Consider the following 24,010-nt stretch of genomic DNA (forward strand, 5'->3'; position numbering starts at 1 on the left):
CGGCTAAAAGACGAATCGCGATGGAACTAAGGGATATGATTACTGCCATATTAATCATCTTTGCCGGAGGGAATCCAGATAAAGTTTTTAAAACTTAAATGGTCGGAATTTCTTCCGACCAAGACTAGGCTTTCAGCCACGCCGAAACTTTTAATGACTTTTATCATATTTTCAAGTTAATTTTCTTAATTTTCGTCCTTCAAAAAATAAATTTTGTGGAATTGAAGGCAAAAAAAATCTATCAACAACTTTACTTTCAGGTAATTATTGCGATTATAGCGGGGATACTTTTAGGACGATTCTATCCGGAATTAGGCGAAAAAATGAAACCTCTCGGTGATGGATTCATTAAACTCGTTAAGATGATCATCGCTCCTGTCATCTTCATTACGCTTACTTTAGGAATAGCGCACATGACCGATTTGAAAAAAGTAGGAAGAATTGCCATCAAAGCAATGATTTATTTTATTACTTTTTCAACATTAGCTTTAGTTATAGGATTGGTTGTTGGAAATATTCTACAACCCGGACATGGATTAAACATCGATCCTGCAACATTATCTGGAGACGTTTCGCAATATCAGCAAAAAGCACACGAATCTACGTTAACAGGATTCATCATGAATATCATTCCTGAAACGCTTTTCAGTCCGTTGGTTGGAGAAAATATTCTGCAAGTACTTTTGGTCGCTATTTTGATGGGGGTTGCTTTAGTTTTAACAAAAGAAAAAAGCCAGAAAGTAACCGATTTTTTGCAGGACCTCTCTACTCCGGTTTTTAAAATTGTTCATATGCTGATGAAGCTGGCTCCCATCGGAGCTTTTGGCGCAATGGCTTTTACCATCGGAAAATACGGACTTCATTCTGTGCTGAACCTCATCTATTTAGTCGGAACATTTTATATCACTTCTGCCCTATTTGTTGTTTTAGTTTTAGGGGCAGTGGCTTGGTATAATGGTTTTAATATATTCAAACTCATGTATTATCTAAAAGAAGAACTTCTTTTGGTTTTAGGAACGAGCTCTTCCGAATCTGCACTTCCGGGAATTATGGAAAAACTGGAAAAAGCGGGGTGTTCAAGAGCAATTGTTGGTTTAGTTGTTCCTACAGGATATTCTTTTAATCTTGACGGAACTAACATTTATATGACATTAGCCTCTTTATTCATTGCACAGGCATTAAATATTCATCTTCCGATTGAGAAACAGATTATGCTATTATTAGTCGCGATGCTAAGCTCAAAAGGAGCTGCAGGAGTAACAGGAGCTGGATTTGTTACCTTAGCTGCAACATTAGCTGTGGTTCCTGAAATTCCGATTGCGGGAATGACATTAATTCTGGGAATTGATAAATTTATGAGTGAATGTCGTGCTTTAACAAACGTTATAGGAAATTCTGTTGCGACTGTTGTGGTTGCCAATTGGGAAAAGCAATTGGATAAAGAGCAGTTGCAATATTGTTTGGATCACCCGAACCAAGTGGAAAAGAAATTGGAGGTTTAGTTTTTAGAAGCAATTTCCCGCTCTACGCACTCGCTATTTTGAGTATTTCGGCTGCGGCTGGCAAAGCCAGCCGCAGCCGAAATACTCAAAATGAGCTCAAACAATTGCTGCGATCGGGGCTAGGTATAGGTCGAAATTTAAATGTTTGTCATAAAAACTCAACACTCACTTTGTCATCCTGAAAGGATCTAAGCATAATATGAGAATGAAAAAATTCGCGTCTAGATTCCTTCGGAATGACAAACATTATGGTAAAAATGATTATTAAGATTTGAGACTGCTTTTAGACAATAACTCCCTAAACCAAAATATTCAAACTCGAAGGCTGCACTTTCACATGAATCGGAGATTTTATTTTGTTGAATTCTCCATCGAGATGCCAATTTTTAGTATTCACTTTAAATTCAATTTCTGAAACCGGAAGATAAGTGATATAATCGTCCTCTTTCAGTTTTTTGGTGAACATTCTCAAAGCAAAAAGCGGTGAATACGTCAATGGAAATTTTTTAACCAAAACCATATCTACCAAACCATCACTTTTGCTGGCGTGAGGTGCAATATATGCGTTATTCCCAAATTGTCGGGTATTGGCGATATTCACCATTAAATATTTTCCGTTGTGTTTTTGATATTGTTCATCGAAAAACTTAAGCTTGATCGGTTTATAATTAAAGAACGTTTTTAGAGAAACTTTAATATAATTTTTAAAACCGCGATTGGTTTTTTCAAATTCCTTCACCACTTTTCCGTCGAATCCTGTTCCTGAAACATTAATTGAAAGGCGGTCATTTACCGTAAACGTATCAATCTTTCTGGATTTTTTTGCTTTTAATTTTTCTAAAAGTTCATCTAAATTTTTGCTGAACTGGGTTTCATTAGAAAATCCGTTTCCTGAACCTGCCGGAAAAATAGCTAGGATTTTCTCCGTATTGATTAAGTTTTTGGCAACCGTGGAAATCGTACCATCACCTCCTATCGCCACGAAAATATCTGTATTCTCAAAATGTTCTTTGATGAATTCATCCGTTCCCGGAATAGATTCTGAGATGTAGTACAAAGGATTCTCAACCTTGTTTTTAAGTTCGTTCAAAAACGGCTGATAATTCTTTTTTGCCGAAAAAGGATTGATGATAAAAGCTACTTTTTCCATTGCCACAAAAATAAAAAATGCTCCCTGATTGGAAGCATTAAAATTTATTTAATTTTCATTCTTTCTTTAAATTCAGCATTCAACGTACCTTTCAATTCTTCCCAAGAAATCGGAATTTCGATATCTCCTGCTGCAAAAGCTGCGATTTCGTAAGGACTATAGTGGAAATACAGGTTTTTTTCATCAAAATAGAAATTTCCGGTTGCCGGAATTTTATCTACCAAAAGCATATCAGAATTATTGACTTCCCCTTTTTCATCGGTTGTTCCGCTGTTTATTTTATTGATATTCTTCTTTAATAATTCTTCAATTTTAGCTGAAGGCATTGAAGTAATATCTTTTAACTCCAGTTTTTTAGAATTTTTTAAATCGAAAACCCTTTCCATGTATGCATAATTATCATGCGCACCCCCTGAATATGAACCTCCATAATACCGAATATGAATATAATCATTCGCATGAGAGACAAGCTTCATCTTGTTATCTTCATACCACACCTCAGCAAAAGTAATATCTGAAAGGAAATCTTTAGAATCTTTTCTTACACTTTCAAAATAACCGTTTTTCTCTGCCTGAAGTAAATTTTGAACGCCAGTTTTAGAAAAATCACTCATATTTTTCTTCATATAAATACTGTCTAACAAATTTTTATCCTTAATGGATGGAAAAACCAACATTTTAGAGCTGAATTTCAACTGAAGTGAATCGCTTATTTTGATAGAATCATTGATGCTTACAGAATCTACTACAAATTGCTCAGCTTTTGGTTCGGAAGTTTCAATGGTTGTATTTTGAGTTTCGGTTTTCTTACATGCCGAAAAAATAAAGAAAGAAGATAGTGCTAAAACAGCAACTGTATTTTTCATAATTTTTAATTTTTATTATAAAAGCAAAAACCATTCAAAAAATGAATGGTTTTAAAATATTTTTGAAATTTAATTAAAATTCTACTTTTTAACTAAGCTGATTACCTGGTTTTCACTTTTTGAAGCAACTCCCCAAATCTGTTTAAACGCAGGATAATACTCTTTAGGATAATCGGCGCTCGCTACTTTTATACTTGAGGTAACTTCCAGCTTATTTCCTTTTTGTTCGGCTACGTAACTGTACTCAATTTCTTTATCGTCCGTTACAATTTTCTTACTTTTAGGCATTTCTTCAATAGAATAGCCATCCGGAATTTCAAGAACCACCTTTTTCACTTTCGTGTAAGGCGCAATAAAATCAATCTGAAATTTTCTTGCTTCCGTCTGATCAAATTCATTGGAATTTTTATTCATAAAAAGCATCGGGTTGATGATCATTTTCTTACCAACCCTATCAATCAGGTTGTCTGAAGAAAAACTCATCGTGCTTTCAAAATCACCATTTTCCAATACTTTAGAATCAATATTATTAAAATCTATCGAAAAATTTTCTTTATACTGCTTCTTGTATTTATCTGTATTTTCATCATAACTTTCCTTCGCAAACATGGCAAAAGCACCTGTATCTTTATCAGAATATGTTCCGGAAATACTGCCGTCATCATTAATTTTGGCCGTTGTCGTTAAATGTGTAAAACTTGAAGTACTGTTTACCAACTGCATTTGCTGCGCTTTATCTTTCGCAATCAAAATTCCATATTCATTCCAGTCTCTTGGTGGCAAATCATCGACATTAGATTGTCTTGAAGTCGCATCATACACATGGAAACCTTCTTTTGTATTCACCGCTGCGATCACAAAATTGGTACTTGCAACACTTGGAGAAATCAAATTAATTAATCCATTATCTACCGTAGAAATAATCATAGGATCGGCTTTTAAACCTGCTTCTCTTAATAGCATTACCAAGAAAAGATTCATTTCTGCCGCATTTCCAGTTTTTGTTTCCAGCATTTTTTTTATGCCATCTTCGGTGTAAATTCCGCGGTCTTTATTCCACGTAAATGTATTTTTAACATATTTAAAAATCGCATTGGCCTTGTCGAGATCAGAAGTAGCTCCTGAAAGATTCGGCAAATTTTCTTTAGCTAGTTTTGTTTTCTTCAGCTCACCTCCAAAATCTTCATCCTCGTACAATTTATCTTTAATCTTTTCCCATGAAGACGAATACAACTTCAATTCTCTAAAATTGGTTGAATGCAGTTCTGCACTGATTTTCGTTCTGAAGTTTCTATCATTTTTCACAAACTTTTCCGTTTTGAAACCTTTCACATTTTCATAACCAAAACGGTATGTTCTGTGATTCATTCCATACAGCATTTTCTCTTCCACCATTCTGTATTTTGGGTTTAGAGAACCTGTGTAATTTACATTATAAGAAATATTGCTTGGCGCATCCAGCACGTATTCTGTATATAAAGAAGGCGTGTCAGATTCAATCAAAATCTGTGGAATGGCATATAAAAAAGGTGAAACGACTTCATATTGATATTCAATCACCGAACCATTTTTCACATTTGGAAAAGCAAATTTGGTTACCGTCACATTTTTACTTTCCTTACTTTTATATTTGGAACTTTTATCAACTTTAGTAGAAACCGTAGCTCCGTTTTCAAGGTTGTAAGTAAAAGCTTTTATTTTATCTAATGTTTCTCTGTTGCTTCCGTTTTGATATAATGGAATTTCAAGATTCAACCAGTCTTCAACCTTATCTTTATCGTAAATTTTCACTCTGTAAAAAGCCGTTTTACGAAGATTTCCTGTATTAGTATCTATATTAAAATGAACCGATTTGTATAAAATTTCCGCGGGAGCATTTTCATCCAATGTAGATTTTGTTCTGGAAAGATCAGCATCATTAAACTTCGGAAAGTCTAAAAATTCATGCTTCTGAGCCTCAATAAAAATAACATTTAATGAGCAGAAAGCACCTAATAATATTTTTTTCATGTTTATATTTTTGTTATTAAAATTTTTGAGTTATCTGAGTTAAGTGTTTTTTTTCGGAAACTGATATAGTCGTTGTATTTTTCTTTCGGGAAAATTCCTTTATTGACTTTAATCGATCGAATGACTTTTAATTCTTCGCCATTTTTAACAAAACTAAGCTTGTAAGTTCCAAATTCTGAATTAATCATAACATTATCAGGAACTTCATCAATCTTATAATTTTTAGGAATCGCATAACTGATCTCATATTCATCATTAAAAGACTGTCCGATTTCGAAAGGAAGCTGTCTGCTTTCATCAGATTTATAAAAGCTATCCGAATAAATAGGAACCGCTCTGAAAATCAAGCTACTTCCCATATTTTTCGAATAATTACTCGCTTTAAAATCAATATCAAATTTTCCTACGGCTTTGTCACGATCATTGACGTAATTCTTCATTTCCACCTTTTCAAAATTCAGAACAGCAAGCCTTTCTTTCAACGCATCATTTTTTTCTTTTGGAGACATATAGGCAAATGCCAAACTGTAATCATATTGATTTCCGGTAAAGGCAAAATTTCCCTCTCCGTTAATACTGTTATCTTCGTTCAGTTTAATATTTAATTTCTGAACTTCCTGATTCTGTTCTGGTTTATAAGAAGGCGTATTAATGATATCAATTCCGTTTTTCGTTACCGAAAGTGTATTTCTATCTGTCGTTCTGTAACTTAAATGGTTAAAAGCAATTTGTTGTGAAGTGTTTTCCAGCCAAATATTTCCTTTTTCGGTAGGAACCATTAAAATTACGTGGTTTCCGCCCATTTTTGGAAATTCAGGATCAAAAGAAACCTCGGAAGAATTAGAATTAATCACACAATACTGCGAAGGAATTCCTGCTTCATCCAACAAGGTTTTCATATAATTGGTAAGCCCTTTACAATCGCCATAGCCTTTTTTCTGAACCTCATCCGGCATCATAGGCTGCCAACCTCCGATTCCCAACGCCACGAAAATATATCGTGTTTTGGCTTGCATGTGCTGATAGATTTTCTTTACTTTTTCTTCGGTAGAACCTTGCAGATTCAAAGAAGCAATTTCTGCTTTTATCGCTGGTGTAGAAACCGAAACCGGCTGCAAAATGCTGTTGTAATACCAAGATCCGAAATCTTTCCAGGTATTGATGCTTCCCTGTTTTCCTTCAAGATTAAATTTAGTTAAAGCAAAACTTACTTTTGGTAAAATCGTTATTGGTTTAGGCAACATCAAAGCATCGTCAATCGCCGGAACGTTTTTATAAGAATATATTTTCTCGCCTGCATTGTCGCTTTCGGTTACAGTGGCATAATTATATTTCGAAGGATATGTTTTTGTTTTAAGCTCAATTCCGGATTTATTTACGATTTTAAACTGAGCTTCTTCCAACGACACATTGGTATTGGTAAAAGGCACAAAATCAGGAATAAAAACAGTATTATCATTTGCAATCTGATACGAAAAATCTATCGTATAAGGATATTGTGTCGGGGTGTACTGCAATGCCATTACCCTATTGTCTGAGTAAAATACGCCTTGGGTATTATTGGCAAAATCGCTAAAATCTGATTTAGAAAAAGATTTTATTTTTTTACCTTGCTCGTCGTAGATCGTGACTTTTACATCCGAAATATTATCACCTTTTTCATAAGGAATATAAGCCGTTGCCTGAGAATTTCCGTCTTTATTTAAAACAGTAGTTACCGTGTTGATCTGATATTTTACTTCATCAATTTTATTAATATTAATGGTTGTAAAATCTTTTCGGACAACGATATTGGCGTTCTTTTTAAGATTTTCCGGAATGGCGGAAGCGGGATATGTTTGGGCATAATATATTGAAGCTAAAGATAATGCTCCAATCGAAAATATTTTCATCATGGTTACTAAAATTGAGCAAAAATAATAAAATAAATAATATCCTTTACCAATAATTTTACAATTAGTACCACGAAAAAAAGACCTCATTTCTGAAGTCTTTCTAGTGTTTTTTTGTATTCTTACTTTAAACGTTTTACTGAGAAATAAGTGAGTGCTGTATTACCGTTTATAGTTGATATTCCTCTCATGGTAAGAGTAGAAGCTGTTGATTGCTGTTGACCAATGTAAAATGAATACGTTTTTGAAGGTAATAAATCCAAAGCCACCAAATAGCTAACATTTTCCACCTGACCTTGGCTCAAATTCTGAATGGTATCTAATCCAAAATTTTCCCAAACATTATCAGTTACATTGAATACTCCGTAATAGAGATTACCACTTAATGTAGCAGCATTCGGATTTTGGATAGGAAAATTCATTCCTATAAGATAAGTTCCGGCTTGTTGCACAGTAAATGAATTGGAAGCTGCAGTTCCTGTAAAACCATTATAGTTATCAATCAATTCTGTGGTCATGTTACCAATTGAAAATCTATTGGTTGTGCCAGATGGGTTTGCGGAACTTGTGGTAAAAGTCCAGTCATTACTCAATCTCAAAGACATTTCTTGAGCCACCTGAAGTACACCGTTAATCATGATAACCGTACCTGTCCCATTTGGCAAAGCATTATCTGCGCCCACAACATGCTTCCATACTGTTCCATCGAAATAATAACTTCCTGGAGTTTTAACACTTGCCGTTTGTCCCGACGGATTAGAGTCCGCAGCCGTCACATATACCTGTGCTCCCGTCTGGGCTGCGGTATATGTTTTCGCACGCAGTTGATCTCCTGTAAGTCGTGGTGGAATAAAACCATCTAGTTTTGAAGTATTGGTAGGATTACCTACTACGTCTAGAGAAGCTTTAGGATCAGAGGTATTAATACCTACTTGGGCGTAAGAATACGCAGAAATGGTAGTCATAGCAACTAGCATTACTAATTTAATTTTTTTCATCTTAAAAGGGGTTTTTTCATCATGTCTGTAACAAATATGATACCTTTATTGAAAAAAAATTAAAAAAATATTTTATATCTCTATAAAATGAAATAATATCACACTAAAAAAGCCCTAAAATTAGGGCTTTTTTGTATCTATCTAAAAATGAAAAAATTATGCGTCTATTTTCGCATATTTAGCATTTTTTTCTATAAATTCTCTTCTTGGCGGAACTTCATCACCCATCAACATCGAAAATACACTGTCTGCTTCTACTGCATTATCAATAGTTACCTGCTTCAGAATTCTGTGTTCAGGATTTAGTGTCGTTTCCCAAAGCTGCTCAGGGTTCATCTCTCCAAGACCTTTGTAACGCTGAACTTCAACACCTTTTCCGTCCGGAGACATTTCTAAGGTAAACTGCTCACGCTCTTTTTCGTTATAAGCGTACTGTTTTTTGTTTCCTCTTTTCAATAAATATAAAGGCGGCTGAGCGATATAGATATATCCGTTCTCAATCAATTCCTTCATATATCTAAAGAAGAACGTTAAGATTAGGGTTGAGATGTGAGAACCATCAATATCGGCATCGGTCATGATTACGATTTTGTGATATCTCAACTTCGCCATATTCAATGCTTTACTGTCTTCTTCTGTACCTACAGAAACTCCTAAAGCAGTATAAATATTTTTAATCTCCTCATTATCATACACTTTGTGAAGCATTGATTTCTCAACGTTCAAAATTTTACCTCTTAATGGAAGAATTGCCTGGAAAAATCTGTCACGACCTTGTTTTGCCGTTCCACCTGCGGAATCTCCCTCTACAAGGAATATTTCAGATTCTGCCGGATTTTTAGATGAACAGTCAGACAATTTCCCTGGAAGCCCAGAACCTCCCATCGGAGATTTTCTCTGAACCATTTCACGAGCTTTTTTCGCAGCCTGTCTGGCTTTTGCGGCCAATACCACTTTCTGTACGATTAACTTCGCTTCATTAGGGTTTTCTTCTAAGAAATTGGTAAGCATTTCCCCAACAATTTTATCTACAGCACCCGAAACTTCAGAGTTACCTAATTTCGTTTTTGTCTGTCCTTCAAACTGAGGTTCCATTACTTTTACAGAAACAACTGCCGTTAAACCTTCACGGAAGTCATCCCCAGTAATTTCTACTTTTTCTTTTGCAGGAAGTCCTAATTCATCTGCATATTTCTTCAAAGTTCTCGTTAAAGCACGTCTGAAACCTGCCAAATGAGTACCTCCTTCGTGAGTATTAATATTGTTTACGTAAGAGTGAAGATTTTCGTTGAATGATGTATTATAACGCATCGCTACCTCAACCGGAATATCGTCTCTTTCACCTTCCATGAAAATGACGTGCTCCATAATCGATTCACGGTTTCCATCGATATAAGCAACAAATTCCTTCAAACCACCTTCAGAATGGAAAACTTCAGTTTTGAAAGTATCATCTTCCAATTTTTCTCTTTCGTCGGTAAGCGTAATCGTGATTCCTTTATTAAGGTAAGAAAGCTCTCTAAGACGGTTTGCCAATGTATCATAATTATACACCAACTCTGTGAAGATCGTATCATCCGGCTGGAAGAACTGCTTCGTTCCTCTGTTTTCGCTGTGACCGATTTCTTCAACCTCTGTCTGAGCTTTACCTTTAGAATAGATTTGCTGATATATGTTTCCGTCTCTGTAAACGGTTGTAACCATCTGGTTTGAAAGCGCGTTCACACACGACACCCCAACTCCGTGAAGACCACCGGAAACCTTGTAAGAATCTTTATCGAACTTACCTCCGGCTCCGATTTTCGTCATTACAACCTCAAGAGCAGATTTTTGTTCTTTTTCGTGGAAATCTACAGGGATACCTCTACCGTTATCGCTAACCTCGATCCCGTTTCCTTCTTTAATGCTGACAAAGATCGTGTCGCAGTATCCTGCCAACGCCTCGTCAATAGAGTTATCTACTACTTCATAAACCAAATGATGGAGACCTCTTACTCCTACATCACCAATGTACATTGAGGGACGCATACGTACGTGCTCCATTCCTTCCAATGCCTGAATACTACTAGCTGTATATTGTTTCTGACTCATATCAAATATTAAAATCTTGCTATATGCAAAGACCTACAAATATCGTGATTTTTTTCGAGGTATGAAAGTTAAAATATGTCAAAAAAGCATTGATTTTTCCGAGGAAATCTGAAAGTATTGAATTTAAAAAATATCAAAGTTAAAACCTATTATTTAAACCATTGCTGTTGTAAATCATACTAAAATCTCTAATTTATGCTTACATTTATTTACTCAAAAGTTGATATTATGGATGATTTTCTAGCAGCCCGCGCGCAGATGGCAATGTCGCTTGGGTTTCACATCATATTTTCCTGTGTGGGTATGGTAATGCCTTTCTTAATGGCGTTTGCACACTGGAAATACTTAAAAACAAACAACGAAGTCTATAAAGGTCTTACCAAAGCATGGAGCAAAGGAGTTGCCATTCTTTTTGCTGTGGGAGCCGTTTCGGGGACAATGCTTTCTTTTGAACTCGGACTTCTCTGGCCTGAATTTATGAAACATGCCGGACCCATTTTCGGAATGCCTTTTTCTTTAGAAGGAACCGCCTTTTTTATCGAAGCCATTGCCATCGGATTTTTTCTTTATGGATGGGATAGATTTAATAAATGGTTCCACTGGTTTTGTGGATTTTTGGTAGGATTAAGCGGTTTGGCTTCGGGAATTTTAGTTGTTGCTGCCAATGCCTGGATGAACTCACCTGCCGGATTTGATTATGTTGATGGGCAATATTTAAATATAGATCCTATTAAAGCCATGTTTAATGAAGCTTGGTTTCCCCAGGCTCTGCATATGACTGTAGCCGCGTTTTGTGCGACAGGTTTTGCAGTTGCGGGGGTTCATGCCTATTTAATTATGAGAAAAAAGAATGTGGAATTTCATACCAAAGCCTTCAAAATTGCAGCCGGATTTGCTTTAATCGGAGCGTTTGGAGCTCCTTTAAGCGGGGATGTTGCAGCAAAATCTGTAGCAGAAAGACAACCTATAAAATTAGCCGCCATGGAAGCCCATTTTGAAACCGAAAAAGGTGCTTCTTTCGTGATTGGTGGAATTCCTGATGAAGAAAAAGGAGAAATAAAATATGCTTTAAAAATCCCGAAAGTATTAAGCTTTTTAGTAGCCAATGATTTTGACCATGAAGTAAAAGGCCTGAATCATTTCCCGAAAGATGAATGGCCGCCAGTTCCTGTTGTGCATTATGCTTTTCAGATTATGATCTTTTTCGGCGTTGTCATGATTATTATTGGAACTATTTTTCTGTATGCAATGTATTTTAAGAAAGAATGGCTGACGAAAAACTGGTTATTAAAAACATTTTTATTCGCTACTCCCTTTGGATATATTGCTTTGGAAGCGGGTTGGACAGTCACTGAGGTTGGAAGACAGCCTTGGATCATCTATGGAATTATGAGAACCGCAGACGCCGTAACGCCAATGCCCGGAATTCAATATTCATTTTATTTTTTCACGGCGATTTTCGTTTCATTATCAATCATTATCATCTTCTTACTGAGACGGCAAATACAAATGGTTCCGAGATTATACGATCCTACCGACGTTCAGTTTAACCCTAAAAACAAAAAATCATGATTTACGTAGTTATAGGTTTTCTTTGGCTGTCGATTTGCCTGTATGTGATCTTGGGCGGAGCCGATTTCGGAGCCGGAATTGTAGAACTTTTCACCAAAAAAAGAGCGCGAGATAAGACGAAAGATATTATGTATGAATCTATCGCGCCCGTTTGGGAAGCCAATCATATGTGGTTAATTATCGCAATTGTAATTCTTTTTGTAGGTTTTCCTGAGATTTATACTACCCTTTCCACCTATCTTCATATTCCATTGGTTTTAATGCTGGTTGGAATTATTGCGAGAGGAACCGCTTTTACTTTCAGACATTATGATGCTGTGAAAGACGATTGGCAGCATGTCTACGCTCAGATATTTTATTTTTCAAGCCTATTAACTCCCTTTTTCTTGGGGTTAATTGCTGCAGCGACGGTTTCACATTCTATCAATCCGGATGTTACTGGATTTTTAGACTTATATATTTTCAGCTGGCTGAATTGGTTTGGCGTTGCTGTAGGATTATTTACCATTTCAATTTGTGCTTATCTCGCTTCCGTATTTGCTTTGAGAGAAACCACCGACCGTCTTGAATTAGGCTTAATGATCAAAAAATCAAAACAGACAATGATCTTCGTTGTCATCACTGGTCTTTTGGTATTTCTGACGGCTTATATTTCAGATATTCCTTTGGTGATGTGGGTTTTCTCGAAACCTTTAGGAATTATGGCTACCGTTTTTGCAACCATTAGCCTTTTCCTTATCTTAAAAGCGATGAATACTCGAAAACTCCTTCCTGTAAGAGCGTTGGCAGGATTTCAGGTGATTATGATTTTGGTGGCAGCAACGTATCAGCATAATCCGAATATTATCTTATTTGGAAACGGGCAACATCTTTCTTTATTGGAACACGTGGCTGCCCCGAAAACCATTTCAGCATTAGGATGGGCTCTACTATTAGGATCTTTGTTTATATTGCCGTTTTTGTTTTATTTAATGGCATCATTTAGCAAACAGAGGAAATAACTTAAATAATTGATATTATTGGTTAATCGCAAGGGCACAAAGGTATTTTTTTGATACTTAATATTTTTTTTAGGCTGAAAGATTTTATCTGCGATAAAATAAGGAAACATTTATTTTATGCCACGAATGCGCGAATTTTAAATATTGCTGTTTTTCTGCAAAAAATCTGCGAGAAAATATTTTAAGTTTTGGCTATATAAATACAAATAAGGCGGACTAAAGTCCGCCTTTATTGATAAGATCAAGTGCTAGTTTTTTTTATCATTATAAATATTTGTTCCTGATAAGGATTCCGTTTTTAGATCTGTTTTAAAAATTCATCAACTTTTTCCGCACACTGCCTTCCTTCTGCAATAGCCCAAACAACAAGACTCTGCCCTTTTCTGGCATCTCCACAAGAAAAAATTTTGGTTTGGTTGGTTTTGTATTCTTTATTGGTTCCTATTAAGTTTCCTTTAGGATCCAGATGAATGTCTAGCGCTTCTACAAGTCCGCGGTGCTCTACATGCGTATACCCCAAAGTGATAAATGCAATATCACAGTCGATCACAAATTCAGAATTAGGTTTCTCAGTGTATAAATCCCAAGTTCCTGAGTCTTCATTTTTAGTCCATTCTGCTTCTACCAACCGAACCCCTTTCAGATTGCCCTCCTCATCTTTTATAAACTCTTTGGAATTGACAGACCATCTGCGATCGCAACCCTCTTCATGAGACGAAGTAATCTGCAACAAGGCAGGGTAATCCGGCCAGGGCATTGTTTTATCTCTTGTGGTGGGCTGCATAGGTTTATAATAAATTTGATAAATAACTTCGGCACCCTGACGATTGCTGTTTCCAATGCAGTCGGATCCGGTATCTCCGCCACCGATAACTACGACTTTCTTTCCTTTAACATCAATCTCTTCATCACTGAATGGAATTCCACTCACCTTTTTATTGCTTTGCTTAAGAAAATCCATGGCGTAATAAATTCCTTTAGCATCAGAGTTAGGAATCCGCAGCTTTTTAGGAACTGTACTTCCCATTGCCAGAACAATCGCATCAAAACTTCGGTGAAGCTGTTCTGCAGAATAATTAACGCCTACATTAACAGAGGTTCGAAATTCAACACCTTCATTGCACATCCACTCAACACGGCGCTGTACAATCGATTTATCCAATTTAAAATCAGGAATTCCGAATCTCAGCAGTCCTCCAATTTCTTCATCTTTTTCAAAAACCGTTACCGAATGCCCTGCCTGATTAAGCTGATAAGCCGCTGCCAATCCTGCCGGCCCTGAACCCACCACTGCTACTTTTTTCCCTGTTCTGAATTGCGGAATTTTTGGTTTGGCAAAACCTTGCTCAAAGGCAATTTCTACAATATTTTTTTCAATTTCCTCAATGGTTATCGGTTCACTGTTGATTCCCAATACACATGCACTCTCACAGGGTGCCGGGCAAACCCGACCTGTAAATTCCGGAAAATTATTCGTCGCAATTAAAATATGATAAGCCTTCTTCCACTGTTTTTGATATACGGCATCATTAAATTCAGGAATTACATTTCCCAAGGGACATCCATTCTGACAAAAGGGAATTCCACAGTCCATGCATCGTGCAGCCTGACAATTCAGTTGCTCCTCCGAAGGTTTAACTACAAATTCTTCGAAATTCTTGATTCTTTCCTCCGTATTCAATTTAGAGGGAAGCGCTCTTTCGTATAATAAAAAACCATCTGTCTTTCCCATTATTTAATAACATTTGCGTTACTTTCCATTACTTTTTTATAATCTCTGGGATATACTTTGGTAAAATATTTAAAAGCATTTTCCTGATCACTTAAAATATATTGAGCAACCTCGCTTCCCGTATTTTGAAGATGCTCACGAATCAATTCTGCAATTAAATCCTCATCTTCCTTCGTTATTTCCTCAAGATCTGCCATGTCCGGATTAAAATTGGTTTTCAGTTCACGATTAACATCCCATACAAAAGCAATTCCTCCGCTCATTCCGGCTCCAAAATTTCTGCCTACGCTTCCTAAAACAACGACTACGCCGCCCGTCATATATTCACAGCCATGATCTCCCACTCCTTCTACAACAGCCGTAGCGCCGGAATTTCTTACTGCAAAACGCTCCCCTGCCTTTCCGTTGATAAACACTTTTCCTGAAGTAGCCCCATACAAGGCCACATTCCCGATGATCGTATTTTCATGAGCTTTAAAAGCTGAATTTTTATCCGGAAAAACAGACAACTTCGCCCCGGAGAGACCTTTTCCGAAATAATCATTGGCATCGCCTTCCAATCGCATAGTGATTCCTTTGTTGCAAAACGCCCCGAAACTCTGCCCAGCAGTTCCTTTAAAACTGAACTGAAGCGAATCTTCTTCCATTCCTTCAGATTTATATTTTTTAGTCAGCTCATGCGAAAGGATTGTTCCTACAGCTCTGTCTGTATTTTTAATATCAAAGCCTGCTTTTACTTTAGCATTATTTTCAATAGCATCTTTAGCAACTTCCAACATATTCCACGAAATAGAAGATTCCCAGTCTTTCTCCTGATCTTCCGACTTAATAATCGGCAGATCTGTCTCTATTTTCTGTAGAAGCCTGCTTAAATCTATATGTTGATGTTTCCAGAATTTAACCTCAGATTTTTGCTCAAGACATTGAGATTGCCCCACCATTTCATCCACCGTTCTGAATCCAAGATCAGCCATAAGCTCGCGCACTTCCATTGCTAAGAAAGTAAAATAGCTCACCAAATGCTCTGCTTTGCCTTTAAAGTTTTTCCTTAATTCTTCATTTTGAGTAGCAATGCCTACAGGACAGGTATTCAGATGGCATTTTCTCATCAGAATACATCCTTCAACAATAAGTGCAGAGGTAGAAATCCCCCACTCTTCCGCGCCAAGCAATGTAGCAATTACAAGATCTCTTCCTGTTTTAATCTGCCCGTCTGCCTGAATGGTTACTCTCTGTCTGAGTTTATTTTTAATTAATGTCTGATGTACCTCCGATAGCCCAAGTTCCCAAGGTAATCCTGTATGCCTTATTGAGCCGAGTGGCGACGCACCTGTTCCACCGTCATAACCCGAAATCAATATATGATCTGCTTTGGCTTTGGCAACACCTGAGGAAATAGTTCCCACTCCGGCCTTTGAAACCAATTTTATTGAAATAGTCGCATGGCGGTTTGCATTTTTTAAATCGAAAATAAGCTGCGCCAGATCTTCTATAGAATAAATATCATGATGTGGCGGTGGCGAAATAAGCCCAACTCCCGGAGTGGAATGCCTAGTTTTCCCTATCCACTGATCTACTTTAAAACCAGGAAGCTGACCGCCTTCTCCCGGCTTTGCTCCTTGCGCCATTTTCACCTGAAGCTGCTCCGCCTCAGCCAAATATCTTGCTGTAACTCCAAATCTTCCTGAGGCAATCTGCTTAATGGCTGAACGTAGATTATCTCCGTTCTCATCAGGATGATATCGCACTTCATCTTCGCCACCTTCTCCGGTATTACTTTTTGCACCAATTCGATTCATTGCAACAGCCAGTGCCGTGTGCGCTTCCCACGAAATAGAACCAAAAGACATGGCTCCGGTTGCAAAGCGTTTTAAAATATTTTCAACAGGCTCAACCTCATCCAAAGAAATTGATTCTCTTATGTTTTTAAACTCCAGCAACCCTCTCAGAACAGAAGCATTTTCCGTCTGTTGATTAACCAGTCTTGTGTATTTTTTAAAAATATCGTAGTTATTATTCCATGTAGCCTGCTGCAGCAAATGAACCGACTGAGGATTAAACTGATGATATTCGCTATCCTTTCTCCATTGATAAATACCTCCCGGCTCTAAAATAACCGATGTACTGTTCCCAAATGCCTCTTGATGTTTAATCAAAGCTTCTTTGGCAATTTCATCAAATCCAATTCCTTCTATTCTCGATACGGCTCCGGTGAAGCATGTATTCACGACAATTCTGTTCAGTCCGATGATTTCAAAAATCTGAGCCCCATGATACGACTGTAATGTAGAAATTCCCATTTTGGAAAATATCTTCAAAAGACCTTCTCCGACTGCTTTTTTATAATTATCTTTTAACAGTTCTAAATCTTTTTCTTCTCCAAAAATACCTTCAAGAAACATTTTCCGAATACTTGCCAATGCCAGATAAGGATTGATTGCAGTTGCCCCAAAACCCAGCAAAGCCGCAAAATGATGAACTTCCCAAACATCTCCTACCTCCATTACCAAGCCTATTTTCCGGCGAATTCCTTTTCTGATCAAATGATGATGAACTGCCGAACAAGCTAATAATGAAGGAATTGCAGCATGTTGAGAATCCAAAGAACGATCGGATAAAATAATCACTTCAAAACCATCATCTACGGCATCTACAGCATATCTGCAAAGCCTGTCGATTGCTTTTTTTAAACTCCCGGTTTTACCATCGGCATTAAAGTATGTATAAATAGTCTTCGCCTGAAATTTTCCGGTATCTACACTTCTGAGCTTTTCTAATTGCTTATTATTAAGGATAGGACTTTCCAACATAATAGAATGTGCAAAATTTTTATCTTCCTGTAAAAGATTGCCATTTCCGCCAATAATCGTTTTTAAAGACATTACCAATTTTTCCCGAATAGGATCAATCGGAGGGTTGGTAACCTGAGCAAACAACTGCTTGAAATATGAGCTCAGATGTTGTGGCTGCTCACTTAAAACAGCCAACGGAACATCAAACCCCATCGATCCTATGGGCTCTTTTCCGTGCCCTGCCATTTCTTTAATTACCACTTCCAAGTCTTCCCGAGAATACCCAAACGCTTTCTGACATTTAAATATATCATCCGTTTCAAGCTTATTAAAGCGGATTTTAGGATTCGGAAGTTCTTCAATATTAATTTTCAGTGTATCCAGCCATTCACGATAAGGCTGCGATGTACATATTTCTTTTTTTAACTGATCGTCACTTACAATTTCTCCTTTTTTCAGATCTACCAAAAACATTTTTCCGGGTTGCAGATGCCCTCTTTTAATAATCTTTTTAGGATCTACAGGTAAAGCCCCTGATTCTGAAGCCATCACAACTAGGTCATCTGAAGTTACACAATATCTGGAAGGTCGAAGGCCGTTACGATCTAAAGTAGCGCCAATAATTTCTCCATCCGTAAAGGAAATAGAAGCCGGCCCATCCCAGGGCTCCATTAAGCAGGCATGAAATTCATAGAAATCTTTTTTATACTGCTCCATCTGCGCATTGCCGTCCCAAGCTTCAGGAACCAGCATCATCATGGTATGCGGAAGCGAGCGACCTGAGTGATACAACAACTCCACCATATTATCGAGATAAGAGGAATCTGACTGTCCGGGTTTTATCAACGGAAGGATCATATCCATTTCCTGTGGTGTAAACAATGGGCTTGAAAATACTTTTTCTGAGGATTTCAGCCAGTTGAGGTTGCCCCAGAGGGTATTAATTTCTCCATTATGAGCCAAAAATCTAAAAGGTTGTGCTAAGCTCCAGGTGGGTGAAGTATTGGTGGCAAAGCGGGAATGCACCATTCCAAAAGCGGAACGGATATTCGGATTGGTAAGATCTTTAAAATAATTTCTCACCTGAATACTTCTTAACTGCCCTTTATAAATAACTTTTTTACTTGAAAAAGAGGCAATATAAAACCCAATAGGATCACCGTTTACCACATTTGTAGCCTGATGTGAAATATAATTTTTAAAAACAAAAAGCTTTCTTTCAAAATCTTTTTCGGTTTCTACATCAAAAGGTCTTTCCACAAAAAGCATTTCCATTACTGGCTCTACACTTTTTGCAAGATCTCCCAATTCTATATTACTTACAGGAACCGGGCGGTACCCTAAAATTTTAAGATTTAGCTTTTCTGCAGACTGAGAAATAATTTCTTTACATTCTTCCCTGATAAAATTGTTTTGAGGAAAAAACAGCATTCCGACTCCATAATATCCAGGTTCAGGTAAATCGATGCCAAAATGCAGACCTTCGTCATATAAAAGCTCATGAGGAATCTGTATCTGAATACCGGCGCCATCACCTGTATTGCTTTCATACCCCGTGGCCCCCCGATGCTCCATATTTTCCAACATCGTAATTGCGTCGCTAATAATCTTGTATGATTTTACTCCTTTTATATTGGCTACAAAACCAACTCCACAAGAATCAAACTCAAATTCATTCTGATACAACCCATATCTTTCCTGAACATCTCCTTTCTTTTTTCTGTCTTTTCTCACCTCCATACATCAAATGTAATAAAAATAACAAATCAAAACAAATGATGAATTTAAAATAATTATAGATTATTTTTTTTAATTATAATTTATATTAATTCAAAATAAAATATCAAAATAACAAAACGCAAAAATCACAGATGAAAATCTTAATGTATAAAGAGTATTTTAATTGATAAAAAACAATAAAATGTGACAAGTCATAAAAAAAGCGAACTTATTAAATTAATAAGTCCGCTTTTTTACGTTATATTTTTGTGTGCTTTATAACTACACTAGTTTCATCAAAACATTTTCGTCGATCTTCTCCACTTTCACCAAGTTATTCTTTGTTAAAGTTTTTGAAGCTTTATCCCATTTTTTACCTGAAAGTTTAGATTGCTCTTTCACATCAGCCAAAGCAATTTGTTCTCCTGATTTCAAAATTTCAAGGATCACTTTTTCATCGTCACCCAATTCAATTTGAGGAACCACTTTTTCAGGCTTCATTTGAGGGAAGAACAACACTTCCTGAATCGATGCATTATTCGTTAAGAACATAATCAATCTATCCATTCCGATTCCCATTCCTGATGTTGGCGGCATTCCGTATTCCAGAGCTCTCAAGAAGTCTTCGTCAATGAATTGCCCTGCTTCATCATCTCCTTTTTCAGATAATTTTAATTGATCTTCGAAACGTTCTCTCTGATCAATCGGGTCATTCAGCTCAGAATAAGCATTCGCGATTTCTTTTCCGCAAACCATTAATTCAAAACGCTCTGTAAGACCTTCCTGACTTCTGTGTTTTTTGGTTAGAGGCGACATTTCTACCGGATAATCTGTAATGAAAGTTGGCTGAATGAAGTTTCCTTCACATTTTTCACCAAATATTTCATCGATTAATTTTCCTTTACCCATCGTTTCGTTAACCTCAATTCCGATAGATTTAGCAAAATCAAACAATTCCTGCTCAGATTTTCCCGTAATATCAAATCCTGTATATTTTTGAATAGCTTCCGTCATTGAAACTCTCGCGTATGGCGCTTTGAAATCAATTTCCTGATCACCAAATTTTGCTTTCGTAGTTCCGTTCACTGCTATTGCACAATGTTCTATCATTTTTTCGGTGAAATCCATCATCCAATAATAGTCTTTGTAAGCCACATAAATTTCCATTACGGTAAATTCCGGATTGTGAGTTCTGTCCATCCCTTCATTTCTGAAGTTTTTTGAGAATTCATATACACCGTCAAAACCACCAACAATTAATCTTTTCAGATATAACTCATTAGCAATTCTCATATATAAAGGAATGTCTAAAGCGTTATGATGCGTAATGAAAGGTCTTGCTGCTGCTCCACCAGGAATAGCCTGCAAAACCGGAGTTTCAACTTCGATATAGCCTGCATCGTTAAAAAACTGACGCATTGCTGTGTACATTTTCGTTCTTTTAACAAAAGTCTCCTTTACATGAGGGTTTACGATTAAATCTACATAACGTTGTCTGTATCTTAATTCAGGATCATTGAAAGCATCGTGTACTACTCCATTTTCATCAGTTCTCGGTTGTGGAAGTGGACGTAAAGATTTAGTTAAAAGCGTGAAGTTTTTCACCAAAACGGTCTTCTCACCCACCTGAGTGGTGAAAAGTTCGCCTTCAATACCAATAACATCTCCTATATCTAAAAGGTGCTTGTAGACTTCATTATACAACGTTTTGTCTTCACCTGTACAGATCTCATCTCTGTTAAAATACACCTGAATTCTACCTGTAGAATCCTGCAACTCAGCAAAAGAAGCCTTTCCCTGAATTCTGCGGGACATCAATCTACCAGCGATCTTCACCTGTTTACTTTCTGTGAAGTTCTGTTTTATAGATTCTGTAGTGTCTGTAAGTGTGTACTCATCCGCAGGGAACGCATTAATCCCCATTTCAGTAAGCTTGTTCAGCTTTTCTCTTCTAATGATTTCTTGTTCTGATAATTGCATCGTATTTATTTAAAATAACGTGCAAAATTAGTGATTTTTGAATTGATGGTCAACGACTTTTTTCAGAAATATAATTTATTTACCGAATGTTTTAATTTTCACCTCTAAATTCTCTATGAATTTATAACCAAATGTTTAAACTATGCCTAATCCCCTAGCCCCGATTGAAAGCGGCATCCTTTTTTGTTGCGGCTGGAGCGAAGCGGAAGCCGTAACAAAAAAGATACAGCGGAAAGCGGGATTAGCTTCAAAAAAAATCTAATTGATCTATTTACGTTTCGCTTCTGCAATAAATGTCCATGCTAACATTCTGCTGATTTTCTGCCCCTGAGCCATTTCGATAATCTTAACATCCTGCGTTTTTACTTTGGTTAAAAGCTTTTGAAGCCGTGGCAGATTATCTTTCTTAGAGACTAAACACGTAAACCAAAGAACCTGATTTTTAAACAAAACACTTTCCTGAATCATATTAGAGATAAAAGCGATTTCTCCACCTTCACACCATAATTCGGACTGCTGACCTCCGAAATTCAGATTGTTTTTTTGAATTTTTGATTTGTTTAAATTTTTCGTTTTTCTAAGATTTCCCTTTAAGGCAGCTTCTTCAGAATCATGAAAAGGAGGATTGCACATCGTGAAAGCAAATCGATCTTTAGCATCAATAATATTCTTAAAAATATAATCAGAATTTTTCTGTTTTTTCAATTGAATATCAGATTGTAAATCATCATTTTGATCTAAAATCTGCTGTGCATTTTGTAAAGAATCTTCATTAATATCCGTTCCTTGCATATTCCAGCCATAAGAGCTATGGGCAATTAAAGGATACACCAAATTGGCACCCGTCCCGATATCTAATCCATGAACAGATGAACCTAAAGGAATTTGTTTTTGTTGATCCGCCAGCAAGTCAGCGATATAATGTACATAATCTGCTCTTCCGGGAATGGGCGGACAAAGATTGGCATCGGGAATATCCCAATTTTTAACATTGTAAAAATGTTGCAACAATGCCTTATTAAGAAGTTTTACCGCTTTTGGAATACTGAAATTAATAGTAGTTGTTCCATATTTATTCTCAAAAACGTATTGTTTCAGTTCCGGCACACAAGAAATCAACAGATCAAAATCATACGGATTACGATGCAGATTTCTCGCGTGCAGACTGGATTTTTCAGTAGTCATATTTTATTTTTTCTGACTCAGAATATATTCTACCATTTTTTTAGCATCTTCTTTAGACACTTGTGAATGAGGCTGCATAGGTACGCTTCCCCAATTTCCGCTTCCTCCTTCTATAATTTTTGAAGCCAGAATTTCAATATCCTTTTCAGAATATTTTTCTGCAATTTCCTTATAAGAAGGTCCTATCATTCTTTCGCTCGGCGAGTGGCAACCCGAGCAATCCAATGTTCCAATAATCTGTTCTCCCGTAAGATTACTTGGCGCAGGTGTAGAAACATCAGTTGCATCAGAAGAAGGCTCTACCGATGGATTTTCTTTTTTAGAACAGGATATTATAAGCAAGCTTACCAGCCCTGTTACAAACAGTTTTTTCATTATTTTGCTGCTGCAGAATCTGTTTTAGGAGCTTCAGTTGCCGGTGCAGGCGCTGCAGCTGGTGTGTCCGCTTTTTTCGCTGTAGAATCTACTACTGTTGGAGCATCCGGTTCTGGTAACATCGTGTTGCTGTCCTGCAAATCGTGGTTTGGCTTTTTTGAACAGTTTACTACGAATAAACCTCCTACAAATGCTAATGCTAATACTTTTTTCATTGTTTTCTAATTTGGAAACAAAAATATAAAAAATAAACTTTTAAACTCATGATAAATATTATTTAAAAGTAAAAAGATAAAAGTAAAAAGAGCAAAGTAGATGAAGCCCTGATATCCGATATAACTTTTGTTTACAGCTTAATATTTTTATTATCCCTGTTAGATTATACAGTCTCATCAATTCTTAATTCAGCACTACTCTTTTTCGATCAACCCGCCGCTATTGAAAGTATATTTGAAATAAAAATCAAAGACTTTCTTACCTTATTTCTCTACGATCTGGCTCTTTTTACCTTTACCTTTTTACTTTATTTAATTCAATAATTAGTGATTTTTAATGAAAATTTTTATTTTTGTGCAATCGATTAACTAAATGATTAAAATGAAAGAAAAATTTATGCCTAAAAAGACTTTACTGAAAACAGTATTCATTACTTCCCTTTTAGTTGCAACACTTTCTTGCGACAATTCGTCTTCAGACGATCAATCTTCTGAGTATTCTGATAAAATAGAATCGGTTACTTTATTAAAAACGCAAAAATCCTGGGATGGTGCTTTGTATGATAAATATCCAGACGGACAACCTGAAATTACAGTGTTAAAAATTTTAGTTCCCCCAAATAAAGCGCTGGATTGGCACAAGCATCCGGTCATTAATGCAGCATATGTTGAAAAAGGTGAAATTCAGGTTGAAAGAAGAGACAACGGCGAAACACAATGGTTCCGACAAGGGCAAATTGTTCCGGAAATGTTAAACGTTCCTCATCGCGGTAAAACGGGAGAAAAAGGTGCAACTTTGATTGTTTTTTATAGCGGAACTCCCGATCTTCCCATCACAGAACTTGTTCTTTAATAAAAAAAGTAATTTTATTGAACTAAATATCAACTGTTTAAATACATGAATTTAATTTTAAGTTTGTTTATTTTCGC

At 36.5% G+C, this 24,010-nt stretch carries 16 protein-coding genes; 4 read left to right on the plus strand and 12 right to left on the minus strand.

The annotated features are described in order from the left end of the window. Window positions 1–221 precede the first annotated feature (221 nt). Window positions 222–1,502, plus strand: a complete 1,281-nt coding sequence (locus ABEG63_RS13020) for a dicarboxylate/amino acid:cation symporter (RefSeq protein ID WP_346585346.1) — start codon at window positions 222–224, stop codon at window positions 1,500–1,502. Window positions 1,503–1,800: 298 nt separating this feature from the next. Here the strand turns inward: ABEG63_RS13020 and ABEG63_RS13025 are convergent, their stop codons facing one another. From ABEG63_RS13025 to gyrB, 6 genes are all read right to left on the minus strand, one after another. Next, window positions 1,801–2,652 (minus strand): YegS/Rv2252/BmrU family lipid kinase, encoded by an 852-nt coding sequence (locus ABEG63_RS13025; RefSeq protein ID WP_312394646.1) that lies wholly within the window; start codon window positions 2,650–2,652, stop codon window positions 1,801–1,803. 44 nt (window positions 2,653–2,696) lie between these two features. Continuing rightward, on the minus strand, window positions 2,697–3,518 hold the full coding sequence (locus ABEG63_RS13030) for an RsiV family protein (protein ID WP_346585349.1): 822 nt from the start codon (window positions 3,516–3,518) through the stop codon (window positions 2,697–2,699). Between the two features lie 81 nt (window positions 3,519–3,599). Further along, window positions 3,600–5,528, minus strand: coding sequence for a transglutaminase-like domain-containing protein (locus ABEG63_RS13035; protein ID WP_346585351.1), 1,929 nt, complete (start codon window positions 5,526–5,528; stop codon window positions 3,600–3,602). Window positions 5,529–5,530: 2 nt separating this feature from the next. Continuing rightward, window positions 5,531–7,423 carry a DUF3857 domain-containing protein gene (locus ABEG63_RS13040; protein ID WP_346585353.1) on the minus strand — a complete coding sequence of 631 codons (1,893 nt, stop codon included), beginning with the start codon at window positions 7,421–7,423 and terminating at the stop codon, window positions 5,531–5,533. Window positions 7,424–7,542: 119 nt separating this feature from the next. Beyond that, window positions 7,543–8,418: a hypothetical protein gene (locus ABEG63_RS13045; protein WP_346585354.1), complete on the minus strand. Its 876-nt coding sequence runs from the start codon at window positions 8,416–8,418 to the stop codon at window positions 7,543–7,545. A gap of 156 nt (window positions 8,419–8,574) precedes the next feature. Next, complete coding sequence (gene gyrB / locus ABEG63_RS13050) at window positions 8,575–10,509, minus strand: DNA topoisomerase (ATP-hydrolyzing) subunit B (RefSeq protein WP_312394651.1); 1,935 nt, start codon at window positions 10,507–10,509, stop codon at window positions 8,575–8,577. Window positions 10,510–10,737: 228 nt separating this feature from the next. On the opposite strand from gyrB, the gene ABEG63_RS13055 reads away from it, so the two are divergent. Together ABEG63_RS13055 and ABEG63_RS13060 are read left to right on the plus strand one after the other, a co-directional pair. Then, window positions 10,738–12,081 carry a cytochrome ubiquinol oxidase subunit I gene (locus ABEG63_RS13055; protein ID WP_346585558.1) on the plus strand — a complete coding sequence of 448 codons (1,344 nt, stop codon included), beginning with the start codon at window positions 10,738–10,740 and terminating at the stop codon, window positions 12,079–12,081. Then, the gene (locus ABEG63_RS13060; RefSeq protein ID WP_346585356.1) at window positions 12,078–13,082 is read left to right on the plus strand and encodes a cytochrome d ubiquinol oxidase subunit II; all 1,005 of its coding nucleotides are present in this window, start codon (window positions 12,078–12,080) and stop codon (window positions 13,080–13,082) included. The genes ABEG63_RS13055 and ABEG63_RS13060 overlap by 4 nt, the downstream gene beginning before the upstream one ends. A gap of 298 nt (window positions 13,083–13,380) precedes the next feature. Here ABEG63_RS13060 and ABEG63_RS13065 read toward each other — a convergent pair whose 3' ends face one another. The 6 genes from ABEG63_RS13065 to ABEG63_RS13090 all read right to left on the minus strand — a co-directional run bounded on the left by ABEG63_RS13065 (window position 13,381) and on the right by ABEG63_RS13090 (window position 23,080). After that, complete coding sequence (locus ABEG63_RS13065) at window positions 13,381–14,814, minus strand: glutamate synthase subunit beta (RefSeq protein WP_346585358.1); 1,434 nt, start codon at window positions 14,812–14,814, stop codon at window positions 13,381–13,383. Then, the gene (gltB, locus tag ABEG63_RS13070; RefSeq protein WP_346585360.1) at window positions 14,814–19,346 is read right to left on the minus strand and encodes a glutamate synthase large subunit; all 4,533 of its coding nucleotides are present in this window, start codon (window positions 19,344–19,346) and stop codon (window positions 14,814–14,816) included. Before gltB ends, ABEG63_RS13065 begins: the two co-directional genes overlap by 1 nt. Window positions 19,347–19,607: 261 nt before the next feature. Beyond that, a complete protein-coding gene (lysS, locus tag ABEG63_RS13075) occupies window positions 19,608–21,305 on the minus strand; it encodes a lysine--tRNA ligase (protein WP_346585362.1) in 1,698 nt (565 codons plus the stop codon). A gap of 267 nt (window positions 21,306–21,572) precedes the next feature. Next, window positions 21,573–22,490, minus strand: a complete 918-nt coding sequence (gene rlmF, locus ABEG63_RS13080) for a 23S rRNA (adenine(1618)-N(6))-methyltransferase RlmF (protein ID WP_346585364.1) — start codon at window positions 22,488–22,490, stop codon at window positions 21,573–21,575. Window positions 22,491–22,493: 3 nt separating this feature from the next. Continuing rightward, a complete protein-coding gene (locus ABEG63_RS13085) occupies window positions 22,494–22,865 on the minus strand; it encodes a c-type cytochrome (protein ID WP_346585366.1) in 372 nt (123 codons plus the stop codon). Next, window positions 22,865–23,080: a hypothetical protein gene (locus ABEG63_RS13090; RefSeq protein ID WP_346585368.1), complete on the minus strand. Its 216-nt coding sequence runs from the start codon at window positions 23,078–23,080 to the stop codon at window positions 22,865–22,867. The genes ABEG63_RS13085 and ABEG63_RS13090 overlap by 1 nt, the downstream gene beginning before the upstream one ends. Before the next feature lie 382 nt (window positions 23,081–23,462). On the opposite strand from ABEG63_RS13090, the gene ABEG63_RS13095 reads away from it, so the two are divergent. Next, entirely contained in the window at window positions 23,463–23,933 is a 471-nt protein-coding gene (locus tag ABEG63_RS13095; RefSeq protein WP_346585369.1) for a cupin domain-containing protein, read from the plus strand. Window positions 23,934–24,010 lie beyond the last annotated feature (77 nt).

Source organism: Chryseobacterium sp. C39-AII1 (assembly GCF_039672645.1).
GTDB lineage: Bacteria > Bacteroidota > Bacteroidia > Flavobacteriales > Weeksellaceae > Chryseobacterium.